The following is a 13,043-nucleotide window of genomic DNA, read 5'->3' as shown; positions in this document are numbered from 1 at the left end:
GCCCGGCGTGTCGTCACCGCCCCCACCGCAGGTACGAAGAGCCCCATTTTCGCGCGAGAAGTCGTCGAAGTGCTCCTCAGGAAGCCAATCGCGCGCGAGACGTCGTCGAGGGACGCGGTGGACGGCGGGACGACGACGGGCGGCCGCCCCCCGGGGGGCGACCGCCCGTCGGCGTCGGTCGGGTGGCGCGTCAGTAGCGGTAGGCCTCGGGCTTGTACGGGCCCTCGACCGGGACGCCGAGGTAGGACGCCTGGCCGTCGCTCAGCTCGGTGAGCCGGACGCCGAGGGCGCCGAGGTGCAGCCGGGCGACCTTCTCGTCGAGGTGCTTGGGCAGGACGTGCACGCCCGTCCCGTACTCCTCGGTGCGGGTGAAGAGCTCCACCTGCGCGATGACCTGGTTGGAGAACGAGCAGCTCATGACGAACGACGGGTGGCCCGTCGCGTTGCCGAGGTTCATGAGCCGGCCCTCGGAGAGCACGATGATGCTGTGCTCGGCGGCGTCGCCGGACGCCGGGAAGACCCACTCGTGCACCTGCGGCTTGATCTCGGTGCGGACGACGCCCTCGACCCGGGCGAGGCCGGCCATGTCGATCTCGTTGTCGAAGTGCCCGATGTTCGCGACGACGGCCTTGTCCTTCAGCCGCTGCATCTGCGCCGCGGTGACGACGTCCTTGCAGCCCGTCGTCGTCACGACGATGTCGGCGACGGGGAGCATCTCGTCGAGCGTCGTGACCTGGTAGCCCTCCATCGCCGCCTGCAGCGCGCAGATCGGGTCGACCTCGGTGACGACGACCCGCGCGCCCTGCCCGCGCAGCGACTCCGCGCAGCCCTTGCCGACGTCGCCGTAGCCGCAGACCACCGCGACCTTGCCGCCGATGAGGATGTCCGTCGCCCGGTTGAGGCCGTCGACGAGGCTGTGGCGGCAGCCGTAGGTGTTGTCGAACTTCGACTTGGTGACCGAGTCGTTGACGTTGATCGCCGGGAAGAGCAGCCGGGAGTCACGGGACATCTCCACGAGCCGGTGCACGCCCGTCGTCGTCTCCTCGGTGACGCCCTTGAGCCCCTCGGCGAGCCGCGTGAACCGCTGCCCGTCGGCGGCGAGGCTGCGGCGCAGGGTCTCCAGGACGACGGCGTGCTCGGCGTTCTCGGCCGTCTCCGCCCCGGCCACCTCGCCGGCCGCCTCGGCCGCGACGCCGTCGTGGACGAGCAGCGTGGCGTCCCCGCCGTCGTCGAGGAGCATGTTCGGCCCGTCGGACCCCTCGCGCGTCCAGTCGAGCGCGCGGTCGGTGCACCACCAGTACTCGGCGAGGGTCTCGCCCTTCCACGCGAACACCGGGACCCCGGCCGGGGCCTCCGGCGTGCCCGCGCCGACGACGACGGCCGCGGCCGCCTCGTCCTGGGTCGAGAAGATGTTGCAGCTGGCCCACCGGACCTGGGCGCCGAGCGCCGTGAGGGTCTCGATGAGCACGGCCGTCTGCACCGTCATGTGCAGCGAGCCGGTGATGCGGGCGCCGGCGAGGGGCTGCGCCGGGCCCATCTCCTCGCGCAGGGCCATCAGGCCGGGCATCTCGTGCTCGGCCAGGCGGATCTGGTGGCGACCGGCCTCGGCGAGCCCGAGGTCGGCGACGAGGTGCTCGACGCCGCCGCCGACGACGGCCTCGGGGAGGTCCGCCGGGGCGGTCGAGCCGGTGGGAGCGGTGGTGCCGGGCTGGGCGGGTGCGGTCAGGGTCACGGGAGGTCCTCGCAGCATGGGGGTCAGGTCCCCCGGCGCGACCCCTCGCGGGCCTCGGTCACCACCGACGCCGGGCGCACCCAGGCTACGCCGGACGGCGCCGCACCGGCCCGGGGCGCCCCGTGACGCCGGTGCGCCGACCTCGCGCGTGGCGGCGGCTCAGACGAGGCGCGTGACGACGGCGAGGGCGCCGGCCCAGCACGCGGCGCCGACGACGAGCGCCGCGCCCCAGCCGGCGAGCGCCTGCAGCGGCGTGCCGCGTCCGGTGTCGCCGTCGTCGGCCCTGCCCGCGGCGTGCACGGGCGCGAGGGGGCCGCGGCCGAGGCCGCCGTCCACCAGGTCGTCGTGGCGCGGACGCACCTGCGCCGGCGGCGGGACGACACCCGAGGGGGCGAGGGGCGTGCTGAGGTCGCTCGAGGACATGAGGCCCCATCGGCAGCCGTCCGCGGCTGCCGCAGGGGTGACCACGGGGAGTCCGCCGCCCGGAGCAGCGAGGTAGCCCGATCGGGTGATGCGCCGTCGCATGGCGCACATGGTGGACCATGCCTCGGCGTGGTGCGCACGCCGGTCCACGACACGGCGCGTCGCGGTGGTCGCGCCCGGGCCCCGGCCCCGGCGGGACCTCGTCCGGGGGGCCGGGAGAGTCGCTCGACCCCGACGGTGCGCCGTCGTCCCGAGGCCCGGGAGGTCGCTCAGCCGAGGAGGTCCCGCAGCTCGGCCACGTGCGGAGACGTCGCCGGGTCCAGGCCCGTGGCGAGCGCGAGGTAGGAGGCCGCGAAGTCGGTGCGGGCGACGAGGCGGGCGAAGCGGGCGAGCGGGCCGCCGTCCTCGGCGACGACGTCGCTCGTGCGGACCCCCGAGCGCTCGGCGAGCCGCAGCACCGCGGAGGAGGGGCCGGACGTCGTCTCCCGCAGGAGCACCAGCCGCAGGCGGCTGCGGGCGGGGCCGTCGAGGAAGGGGTCGTCGAACAGCTCGTCCTCGGCGGCCGCGGCGAAGGGGCCGCCGAAGGTGGCCACGAGGTCCCCGGCGTCGTCGGGCAGCCGGCCGTGCACGGCGGGCAGCCGCGCCGTGCGCGCCAGCACCGAGGCGGCGCGCCGGGCCGCCACCCCGGCGAGGTCCCCGTCGCCGAGCACGACGGGCACGTCGTCGGCGAGGTCCAGGGCGAGCGCCTTGGCCGGGTTGACGAAGGCCTCCGAGGACGGGCGGCAGGCGTCGGCCTCGTCGTCGAGCGCGGCGGCGACCTCCTCCAGCGCCTCCTGCGGCCCCTGCTCCCCCAGCGGGGCGAGGACCCCGAGGGCCGAGGTCACGCACAGCGCGGGCGTCAGCAGCGACCACAGGGCGGTGCGCGAGGTCGGCGCGGAGGTCGCCTCGCGACCGGGCTCGGGCAGCGGGACGTGCACGCCGCGGCCGAGCGCACAGGCCGCCTCCAGCGGCGACCCCGCGGCGCCGACGGTGAGGAGCCGGGCGCCGCGGCGCCCCGCCTCGGCGACGAGGGCGACCGTCGCCTCGGCGCGCCCCGAGAGGGACACCGCCACCACGAGGTCGAGGGCGCCCACCCAGGCGGGCAGCACCGACCCGGTGCGGGCGACGACCGGGACGGCGGCCCGCTGCCCGGCGAGCGCCTCGAGGGCGCCCGCGACGGCCGTCGAGCCGCCGCGCGCGGCGACGACGACGGCGCGCGGGCGGTCGTCCGCGTCCCACCGGGCGGCGCGGCTCTCGCCCACGAGCTCCAGCGCCCGACGGACCTGGGCGCCCGCGCCGGCGAGGGCCCGCAGCACGGCCGACGGGTCCGCCGCCGCCAGCCGGTCGGCGTCGTCCAGCAGCCCCTCGTCGAGGTCAGGCACCTCGTGCGCCCGCCCCGGGCGTCTGCGGGACCGCCTCGTCGACGAGCAGCACGGGCACGCCGTCGACGACGGGGTACAGCAGCGGCGGGTCCGCCTGCGCGCTGAGCAGCCCGACCAGACGCCCGCCCTCGTCGCGGCGGTCCTCCAGCACGCCCCCCGTGGCGGGGCAGCGGAGCACCTCGCGCAGCCAGGCCGGCGGCTCGGCCGGGCGGGTGCCGGCGGGACCCGGGGAGGTGCCCCGGGCACCACCCCTCGCGGCGCTCACGCGTCGTCCCGCACGAGCGCGAGGACCTCGTCGCGGACGCGCTCCATCGTGGCGACGTCCACCGCCTCGACGTTGAGCCGCAGCAGCGGCTCGGTGTTGCTGGCGCGCAGGTTGAACCACCACGCGCGTCCGCCCGGGCCGGGGCCCGCCCCCTCCCCGGTCCCCTCGGCCTCGTCGCCCGTGCCCACCGGCGCGGTGACCGTCATCCCGTCGAGCTCGTCGAGACCGGCGCCGCGGGCGGTGACGACGCCCCGGACGCGCTCGACCGCCGCGGGCACGTCGCGGACGGTCGAGTTGACCTCGCCGCTCGCCGCGTAGGGGGCGTAGTCGGCGACGAGGTCGGAGAGCGGGACGTCGGCGGCGCCGAGCGCGGCGAGCACGTGCATCGCGGCGAGCATGCCGGTGTCGGCCCCCCAGAAGGCGGCGAAGTAGTAGTGCGCCGAGTGCTCCCCGCCGAAGACGGCCCCGGTGCGCGCCATCTCCTCCTTGATGTAGGAGTGCCCGACCCGCGTGCGGACGGCGGTGGCGCCCGCGGCCTCCACGAGCTCGGGGACGACGGCCGAGGTGATGAGGTTGTGGATGACGGTGACGGGCGCGTCGGGGTGCTCGGCCCGCTCGCGGGCGATCTCCCGCAGCGCCACGAGCGCGGTGACGGCGCTGGGGCTGACGGCCTCGCCGCGCTCGTCGACGACGAAGCAGCGGTCGGCGTCGCCGTCGAAGGCGAGGCCGACGTCCGCGCCCTGCGCGACCACGGCGCGCTGCAGGTCCACGAGGTTCGCGGGCTCCAGCGGGTTGGCCTCGTGGTTGGGGAAGGTGCCGTCGAGCTCGAAGTACAGCGGCCGGACGTCGAGCGGCAGCGCGGGCAACCCGGCGGCCTCGCCGAGGACGGCGGGGACGGTGAGCCCTGCCATGCCGTTGCCGGCGTCGACGACGACCCGCAGCGGCCGCGAGCCGGACAGGTCCACGAGCCGGCGCAGGTGCTCGCCGTACCCGCGCAGCAGGTCCTCGTCGGTGCGCGAGCCCCGGGAGTCGACGACCTCGTGCCCCGGTCCGGCGAGCGAGGCGGCCGCGTGGTCGCGCACGGCCCCGAGACCGGTGTCGAGGCTGACCGGGCGCGCGCCCGGTCGGCAGAGCTTGATGCCGTTGTACTGCGCGGGGTTGTGGCTCGCCGTGAACATCGCGCCGGGGGCGTCGAGCACGCCGCTGGCGTAGTAGAGGCCGTCGGTCGAGCAGAGCCCGACGACGACGACGTCGGCCCCGCGGTCCTGGGCGCCGGCGGCGAAGGCGTCGACGAGACCGGGTGAGCTGGGCCGCATGTCGTGGCCCACGACGAGGCGCCGGGCGCCGCCCCGGGTCGGGGAGCCGCCCTCCGCGCCGCCGGCGGGGTGCGCCGGCTCCAGCACGAGCACGTCGGCGACGGCCGCGCCCAGCGCCCGCGCGACCCGCTCGTCCCACTGGTCGGGGACGACGCCACGCACGTCGTAGGCCTTGACGATCGCGGACAGGTCGGCGCCGGGGCTGCTCACGTCGCCGGAGGCTACCGGGGCGGGCCCGACGGCGGGCCGGGCTCGGGCCGGACGGGTGAGCCCGCCACGTCGGCCCTCGGGGGCCTCGTGGCCCTCGTGGCCCGGCAGCCGTCGGCCGCGCGGAGGCGGCCGGCGGACCGGGGTCAGACGGGCCGGCGGGTGCGGGCGAGGACGTCGTCGATGGAGAGCAGGCTCCCCTCGGCCTCCCAGCCGCGGTGGTCGCAGCGGCTGCAGGAGGTGAAGACGGCCGGGGTGCCGTCCGTGAGCGTCATCGCGAGGCGCGTGACCCGGGGCGCCTCGCAGGAGGGGCAGCCGGCGACCTCGGACGGCGCGACCTGCGTGAGCGACCCGAGCGGCACGGCCGGGGCGGGACGACGGGTGCGCTGGCGGGGGACGGAGGCGACGCGGGTGCTGGGCACGGAGGGCTCCTCGACTAGGTCCGGGGCCGCAGCGGGTGCGGCGTGACCTGCCCTGCATCGGGCCCGGGGCCGCCCGCGCTTGAGCCACTCACCCGTCCGGAGCAGCGGGGTCGGTCCCCACGGGCGCGACCGGGGCGGACGTGCCGCAGGAGGGCGCGGTCCGGGGCTCGGCCGACCCGGCAGGTCTCACGCCTGCGGACGCCCCCCGGCGTCGCGCAGCATCCGCAGGTGCCCGCGGCGGGAGACCTCGTGCGCTCCCCCCGGCCCCTCCGGCGGTCCCGCCTCCCGGGACGACGGGCGCTGCGGCGCGTCGTGCCCGGGACGGGGGCGACCGGCGTCCCGGACGGCGTCCGCGAGCGCGAGCAGGTCGTCGTCGCTGCGCCGCTGCGCGGAGACGTCGGGGGCGAGGCGGACGACCTCCCACCCCCGGGGGGCCGTGAGGCGCTCGGCGTGCGGGGCGCACAGGTCGTAGGTGTGCGGCTCCGGCGTGGCGGCCAGCGGGCCGAGCACGGCCGTCGAGTCCGCGTACACGTAGGTCAGGGTCGCCACGGCGGGGTGCCGGCACGCGCTGCGGCAGCAGCGGCGCGCCCCCGGGCGCAGCCCCGGCCCGGTGGAGCCCGGCCCGGTGGAGCCCTGCCCGTCCGTCCCGGCCGACGCGCTCACGCGCGCCCGCCGGCAGGTCGGGCGCGGGGCGCGGGGCGGGTCGACGTCACGGGCGGCGACGCTACCCGCCGCCACCGACGACGCCGCGGTCCCACGCCGCGCGTCGTAGCCTGCCGCCGTGCCCGACAGCGCGTCCGACGCCCCCTCCCGGCGGTCACCCGCCGCCGCCCGGGCCCGGCGCCGGCGGGACCGCCACGGCCGGGGCCTGCGCGGCCCGCTGCTGCCGGCGGCGCTGCCGGCCGCGCGGACGCGGGGCGAGCGCTTCGACGACCTCGTCCTCGACGCCGTCGAGGACGTCGAGGAGGTCCTCGACCGGCCGCTGTCCCAGATCGAGTTCGCGGTGGAGGACGTCCCGCCCGGCGAGCCCTCCCCGACCGACGAGGCGGTGCCCCTGGGCCGGTTCGCGCCCGCGGAGCGTGGGGCCCCGGCCCGCGTCGTCGTCTACCGGCGGCCGGTCGAGACCCGCGCGGCCGAGCCCGGGGACCTCGAGGACCTCGTGCACCAGGTCGTCGTCGAGCAGGTCGCCCACGCGCTGGGCACCGAGCCCGAGCGGCTGGACCCGCACTACCGGGACGACTGACCGCCCGCGGGACCACCGGCCCGACCGGCGGCGCGCCGCGCGTCGGCGTCACCCCCGGGTCACCGGTCCGGGTCTCTGCTCCGGGTCTCTGCTCCGGGTCTCTGCTCCGGGTCTCTGCTCCGGGTCTCTGCTCCGGGTCTCTGCTCCGGGTCTCTGCTCCGGGTCTCTGCTCCGGGTCTCTGCTCCGGGTCTCTGCTCCGGGTCTCTGCTCCCGGGTCACCGGTCCGGGTCGCCGCCGTCGGTCAGGGCCACCGGCCGGGCGGGGCGACGAGGACGGGGGTGCTGCCCGCCGAGGCGGGCACCGAGGACGGCGGGACGACGGCGAGCGCCCCGGCCGGGGCGCTCGCGGACAGGACGAGAGCGGCGTGCAGCGCGGGCCCGGCCGAGCCCTCCTCGGCGTCGGCGTCGCCGTCCGCCCCCTCGGGCGTCGCGGCCTCCACGCCCTCGACGACGAGGCCGACGAGGCCCTCGCCGAGCTGCGCCGGGTCCAGGGTGGTCGTGGACCGCGGGGCCACGACGACGGGCCGGGCCGGCGACCGGCCGCCGTCGGCGGCCACCCCCACGACGGAGGCCGTCGCCTCGGCGTCGCCCGCGTTCGTGAGGAGCACCTGCGCGGCGAGCCCGGCGTCCCCGGCCGGCAGCGCGAGGCCCGCACCGGGCGCCAGGACCTCGGTCGCGGGGGCGACGGCCAGGTCGGCCGGACCGGCGGCGTCGGCGCCCTCCGTCCGCTGCACGACGACGGCCGCGACGACGGGCTGGCCCGCGCTGACGGCGACGCCGGCCGAGCCGGCGGGGACACCGCCGAGGGGCACGTCGACGGCCTGCCCCCCGGGCACCGCCACCGACGTCGACAGGGCCCCGGCGGCCGCGGAGCCGGCGGCGTCGGCGAGCACGTCGACCTGCGCCGTCGCCGGCTCCCCGCCGGGCGCGGCCAGCCGCAGCACCGCGGTGCTGGACCCCGCGGTCGCGACGCCGGGCACCACCTGCTCGGTCGCCGGGGCGGCCGCCGGGGTGACGACCTCGACGCCGCGGGGCACCAGCCCGGCCAGGCGCGTGACGACGAGCGAGGGGGCCACCGCGCCGCCGTCGCTGCTCACGTGGACGGCGAGGGTCTCGGCGCCCGGCACGAGCCCCTCGAGGAGCACCTCGGAGCGCTGGCCGGGGGGCACGACGAGCCCCTCGCCCGCCGGCGGCTGCTGCAGCCCGTCGGGAGTGAGCACCTCGAGCGAGACCTCCGCCGACGTGGCACCGGGGTTGACCAGGACCACGCGGGTGCTGTCCCCCTCGGCCGTCGACCCCCCGACGAGCCAGGCGTCCGAGCTCGGCGCGGCGCACGAGGACGCCGCGAGGCCCCGCAGGTCGCCGTCCGCGGTGAGCGCCGTGGACAGGGCGGACAGCGACGGCGCGGCCTCCCCCGCCGGCCCCGTCACCGACGCGGTCGCGGCACCACCCGAGCCCGAGGCCCCGCCGGTGACCGCGACGCCGTCCGTGGGCGCCACCTCGGCCGCGGCGACCTCGTCGGCACCGGTCGTCGTGGCCGACCCGGCGAGCGCGGGGCCGGCGAGCCGCAGCGGTCCCTCGGCGCCGACGGCGACGACCTCGAGCCGGCGGTCGGTCGGGCTCTGCACGACCGCGAAGTCCTCGTCGGTGCCCTCCGGCACGGCCAGCGGGACGGGTCCGCCGGCGCAGCCGAGCAGCGAGGCCCCCGGCTCGGTGCCGACCTCGACGACGCCGGCCCCAGCGGGCACCGCGGCCGGCGCGTCGTCGTCCAGGGCGGCCGACGCGACGGCGACCGCCGCCGTCGCCGCGACGAGCAGGAGGGACGCGAGCGCCGCGAAGGCTCTCGGCCCGTGGCGCAGGCCCGGGGGACGCGGGTCGTCCGGCCCACCGGTGGGGTGGGCGCCCGCGGGGGCGTGGGCGCGGGCCGGGCCCTCGCCCGACCGGCCACCGGTCGGCGCCGTGGGCGTCCACCCCCCGGTGGGCCCCCGGCCGGCGCCCCCGACCGGACCGGTCGGGGTGCTGGTGCCGCCGTCGGCCACGGGCCCTCCTCCTGCCGGTCTCGTCGTGCCCGCCGTCGCCGCGGCGGCCTCCTGCGGGTGCTCGCCCCTGCGGCCGCGTCGGGGCCTCACGCCGTCCTCCGGCCCGGCAGCGGCACGGCCAGCAGCAGGGCCAGCAGCAGCCCGACGCCGGCGACCCACGGCCACGGCCCGGCGGCGGAGCTCCACCCGCCGTCGTGGCGGACGGCCAGCCGGCCGCCGTCCGCCGGCAGCGCGAAGGCCTGCGCCCACCCCGCCTCCCCCGCGGCCCCGGCGGGTACGTCCACCGGCCGCAGCGCCTCGCCGTCGAGCGTGGCCGACCAGCCCGCGTCGGCCTGCTCGGCGAGGACGAGGACCCTCCCCTGCGCGCCGTCGGGCAGCGGCGCCGACCGGCGCAGCGCCGAGGCGTCGACGACGTCCGTGGGTGCCCCGTCGGCCGACAGCACGCGCAGGGCGCCCACGTCGGTCGTGCCGTCCCCGGCGGCGACGCGCCAGAGCACCGCGCCGTCCACCTCGGCGGCCCGCTCGAGACCCGCGACCGCGTCCACGGCGGACGCGGCGTCGGTCCCCGCCGCGCTCGCGGCGCCGTCGGGCGGCAGGAGGACGACGAAGCCGGCACCGAGGGCGGTCAGCGCGGCCCGCGCGTCCGGGTCCGTCGCGACGAGCGCCGCGGCGGCCGCGGCGACGGGCTCGGCCGAGGCGTCCGAGGGCTGCTCGCCGGGCGCCGCGGAGGCCGCGGCCACGAGGGAGGCCGTGCCGGACAGGTCCACGCCGCCGCGGGCCAGCGTCGCGGTCACCGCCGGTGGCTCGTCCACCGGCTCGCTCGCCCGGTCTGCGGCGCCCTCGGGCGCGTCGTCGGCGCCGGCGAGCGCCGGCGGGCGGAGCACGAGCGTGCGCAGCCCCTGGTCGTCCTGCGCGCCGGCGGCGGCGACCTCGGGCAGCTGCGGGCCCTGCCCGCGCGCGAGCAGCCCGGCGGCGGCGGCCTCCTCGCTCGTCGTGCCCGTCTGGGCCAGCGCCCAGGCGCCGGTGGTCGCGGCGGCGAGGACGACGACCACGGCGGCGGCGGTCAGCCGGGCCGCGCGCGGCCGGGGCCGGTCGCGCGCGGGGCGCCGGGGGCCGGTCGCGCCCAGCGGGCCCGCGAGCAGCGGCACCGCGGCGACGAGCAGCCCGAGCAGGGCGAGGCTCGTGCCGGCCCCCGGCCAGGCGGCGGCCACGACCGCTCCCCCGCCGGCCTCGGCCACCCCGGTGCCCACCTGCCCCGCGGCGACGGCGAGGCCCGTGCCGGCCACGACGAGCAGCCAGCCCCACGCCGCCCGCGGCCGCAGCACCGCCGCGACGAGGGCGAGCACGGCGACCGCGGCGGCGCTCGCGAGCGGCAGGGCCTCGAGCAGCCACGCCGGCCACCCCGCGGGCAGGCCGAGGACGGCGGTCGCCGTCGCCCGCGCGTCGACGGGCGCGCCGAGCGCCTGCTGCCACCCGGGCGCCGCGCCGGTCACGACCGGCGGCACCGGCCCGCCGAGCAGCGCACCGAGGGCCTGGTCGAGCCCGCCCGCTCCCGCCGTCGCCCGGCGCACGAGGGCGACCGCCCAGGGTCCGACGACGGCGGCGACCGGGACGAGCGCCAGCAGCAGCGGCAGGCGCCGGCGCGCCGAGACGGCGACGACGACGAGCGCGAGGACCGCGGGCACCAGCAGGACGGGGGCGCCCACGCCGACGGCGACGAGCGCGAGCGCCGTCGTGCCCGTGACGGCCCAGGCACGTCGCGCCGACCGGGCCCGGGCGCCCGACAGCAGGCAGCGCGCCAGCCAGGGCAGCGCGGCGTGCGCGACGACCGGTCCGAGGCGACCGGTGGTCACGCCGACGAGCAGCGGCGCGCCGCCGGCCCACACCAGGGCTGCGGTCAGGCGGACCAGCCGGCCGCGGGCGAGGGCGCCGCAGGCCCACCAGGCCGAGGCCGCCGCGGCGGGGACGGCCAGCAGGAGCAGCAGCACGACGGCGACCCCGGGGCTGCCGGCGAGCACCCCCGAGAGCGCGCCCAGCGCGGCGACGAGCGGGTCCGCCGGGGTGGGCGAGCCGGTCGCCGCCGTCGACCAGGAGGAGCGCGCGGCGCGCCACAGCTCGCCGGCGCCCGCCGGCGGCGGTGGCAGCGCCGGCGCCTGCAGCACGCCGGCACCGAGGACGCGGCGCAGGGCGAGCACCGCGACGACGAGGAGCACCGCGGCGAGGACGAGAGCCGCCAGCGGGTCGCGCCGCGGCGGCAGCCCGCCCGGTGCCTGCGGCCGCCGCTCGACCTCGGCGCGCGCGGCGGCGGCGTCCTGCGCCTCCGCGTCCTGCGCGTCGGCGTCCTGGGCGGCGCGCCGCAGCGACCAGCGGTCCCGGTGGTGGCGCAGCACCTCGGCGCGCGTGGCGAGCAGGGGGCGCAGCGCCGAGCGCCCGCGCACGGACGCGGCCGCGGCGCGGCGGCGGGCCGCCACGACCCGGTCCGGTCGCAGCACCACGCCCACGACCCGCCCCAGCTCGGCGGGGGCGTGCCCCGGGTCCTTCACCAGGACGCGCCACAGCGCCCGCAGCAGCCCCGCGACGAGGACGCCCACGAGGGCGAAGGGCAGGCCGAGGGGCGAGGCGGACACCAGCCGGGTGTACGCGGACGCCGCCGCTCCTCCGCCCACGAGCTCGGCCCGTCGGCCGGGCCGCTCGACGACGGCGGGGGGCACGACGACGACGCGGTGCCCGGCCATCCGCACGCGGCGGCAGAGGTCGAGGTCGGCACCGTCGAGCGGGAGCGACGGGTCGAAGCCCCCGACCTCGTCGAGCACGTCGCGGCGCACGAGCATGCCCGCGCCGGCGACGGCCAGGACGTCCTCGCGGCCGTCCGCCTGCCCCTGGTCGAGCTCGTCGGCGCCGACCCGGGTCAGGGCCGTCCCCCGGCGGCTCGTCGTGAAGCCCACCTGGAGCAGCCGGCCGCGGACGTCCCGGTCGCGGACCTTGGGCCCCGCGACCGCGACGCCGGGCCGCAGCTCCACGGCCGCCAGCAGGCGCTCCAGCGCGTCCGGCGCGGCGACGACGTCGTCGGTGAGCAGCCACAGCCACGGCACGGGGGCGTCGGGCGAGGGCGTGGGCGCGGGGTCACGGGTCGAGCCCGTGCGCCGGTGGCGCCCGTCGGCCCCCCGCGGTCGGCGCCGGCCCGAGGGCGGCGCCCCGGGCAGCACGCGGACGAGCTCCGCGGGCGTGGAGCGACGGCGGAGGTAGGGCTCGAGGTCGTGCTCGCGCAGGACGTCCAGGCAGGCCCGGGAGGTCCCCGAGGCGACCACGTTGACGACGTCGGGCCTCCGGGTCTGCGACCGCAGCGCGGCGAGCACCTCGCGGAGCCGTCCGGGCGCGTGCTCGGCCGTGTCCGTGACCAGCAGCAGCACCGTGACGGTGACGCCCGGCCCCGGGGCGCCGGAACCCCCCGACGCTCGGGCGGAACCGGCGCGGGACGCCCCGGCGTCGGCCGGCGGGTCCCCGGGCGCGGTCTCGGACGGTGCGGGCACGGCGATCAACCGTACGGGAGGGGGGACGGTGCTCGGTCCCGGACGCGACCCGGGTGCGGCGGGTCGCCCGGGGCGTCGGCGCCGGGGGTCAGCCCGCCCGCTTCTTGAGCTTGCGGCGCTCGCGCTCGGACAGCCCGCCCCAGATGCCGAAGCGCTCGTCGTTGAGCAGGGCGTACTCCAGGCACTCGGCGCGGACGTCGCAGGAGACGCAGACACGCTTGGCCTCGCGGGTCGAGCCGCCCTTCTCGGGGAAGAAGGCCTCCGGGTCGGTCTGGGCGCACAGGGCGCGCTCCTGCCACCCGAGGAGACCGTCGTCGCCCTCGTCGGCCAGCCCGGCGAGCTCGCCCAGCAGGCCGGAGGGGCGCTCCTGCGTCGTGCGGGAGCCGCCGCGCCGCCCGCCCTCGCGCTCGTCGAGCACGCCCTCGTCGGCGGCCGCCGCGGGCCA

11 protein-coding genes are annotated in these 13,043 nt (G+C 79.6%); 1 reads left to right on the top strand and 10 read right to left on the bottom strand.

Annotated elements, in window-relative coordinates; all coding sequences use genetic code 11:
* Window positions 1-190: 190 nt before the first annotated feature.
* The 7 genes from ahcY to WDZ17_RS15080 all read right to left on the bottom strand — a co-directional run bounded on the left by ahcY (window position 191) and on the right by WDZ17_RS15080 (window position 6,335).
* Window positions 191-1,732 carry an adenosylhomocysteinase gene (gene ahcY, locus WDZ17_RS15110; RefSeq protein WP_339576005.1) on the bottom strand — a complete coding sequence of 514 codons (1,542 nt, stop codon included), beginning with the start codon at window positions 1,730-1,732 and terminating at the stop codon, window positions 191-193.
* Between the two features lie 159 nt (window positions 1,733-1,891).
* Window positions 1,892-2,155, bottom strand: coding sequence for a hypothetical protein (locus WDZ17_RS15105; RefSeq protein WP_339576004.1), 264 nt, complete (start codon window positions 2,153-2,155; stop codon window positions 1,892-1,894).
* A 269-nt stretch (window positions 2,156-2,424) separates the two neighbouring features.
* A complete protein-coding gene (locus WDZ17_RS15100) occupies window positions 2,425-3,576 on the bottom strand; it encodes an SIS domain-containing protein (protein WP_339576003.1) in 1,152 nt (383 codons plus the stop codon).
* The gene (locus WDZ17_RS15095; protein ID WP_339576002.1) at window positions 3,569-3,841 is read right to left on the bottom strand and encodes a Trm112 family protein; all 273 of its coding nucleotides are present in this window, start codon (window positions 3,839-3,841) and stop codon (window positions 3,569-3,571) included. The genes WDZ17_RS15100 and WDZ17_RS15095 overlap by 8 nt, the downstream gene beginning before the upstream one ends.
* Window positions 3,838-5,367: a phosphomannomutase/phosphoglucomutase gene (locus WDZ17_RS15090; RefSeq protein WP_339576001.1), complete on the bottom strand. Its 1,530-nt coding sequence runs from the start codon at window positions 5,365-5,367 to the stop codon at window positions 3,838-3,840. Before WDZ17_RS15090 ends, WDZ17_RS15095 begins: the two co-directional genes overlap by 4 nt.
* Window positions 5,368-5,510: 143 nt before the next feature.
* Entirely contained in the window at window positions 5,511-5,786 is a 276-nt protein-coding gene (locus WDZ17_RS15085; RefSeq protein WP_339576000.1) for a hypothetical protein, read from the bottom strand.
* Window positions 5,787-5,972: 186 nt separating this feature from the next.
* The gene (locus WDZ17_RS15080) at window positions 5,973-6,335 is read right to left on the bottom strand and encodes a DUF3499 domain-containing protein (RefSeq protein ID WP_422632000.1); all 363 of its coding nucleotides are present in this window, start codon (window positions 6,333-6,335) and stop codon (window positions 5,973-5,975) included.
* Between the two features lie 232 nt (window positions 6,336-6,567).
* Between WDZ17_RS15080 and WDZ17_RS15075 the strand changes: the two genes are divergently transcribed.
* A complete protein-coding gene (locus WDZ17_RS15075) occupies window positions 6,568-7,029 on the top strand; it encodes a metallopeptidase family protein (RefSeq protein ID WP_339575998.1) in 462 nt (153 codons plus the stop codon).
* A gap of 242 nt (window positions 7,030-7,271) precedes the next feature.
* Here WDZ17_RS15075 and WDZ17_RS15070 read toward each other — a convergent pair whose 3' ends face one another.
* The 3 genes from WDZ17_RS15070 to WDZ17_RS15060 form a co-directional block, all read right to left on the bottom strand.
* Window positions 7,272-9,068 (bottom strand): DUF5719 family protein, encoded by a 1,797-nt coding sequence (locus WDZ17_RS15070; RefSeq protein ID WP_339575997.1) that lies wholly within the window; start codon window positions 9,066-9,068, stop codon window positions 7,272-7,274.
* Between the two features lie 86 nt (window positions 9,069-9,154).
* On the bottom strand, window positions 9,155-12,598 hold the full coding sequence (locus tag WDZ17_RS15065; RefSeq protein ID WP_339575996.1) for a glycosyltransferase: 3,444 nt from the start codon (window positions 12,596-12,598) through the stop codon (window positions 9,155-9,157).
* Window positions 12,599-12,686: 88 nt separating this feature from the next.
* A complete protein-coding gene (locus WDZ17_RS15060) occupies window positions 12,687-12,950 on the bottom strand; it encodes a WhiB family transcriptional regulator (protein ID WP_339576007.1) in 264 nt (87 codons plus the stop codon).
* Window positions 12,951-13,043 lie beyond the last annotated feature (93 nt).

This window comes from Pseudokineococcus basanitobsidens (genome assembly GCF_037482545.1).
Lineage (GTDB): Bacteria > Actinomycetota > Actinomycetes > Actinomycetales > Quadrisphaeraceae > Pseudokineococcus > Pseudokineococcus basanitobsidens.
The sequence above is the reverse complement of the archived record's forward strand: the minus strand, read 5'-3'. Positions and strand labels throughout refer to the sequence as shown.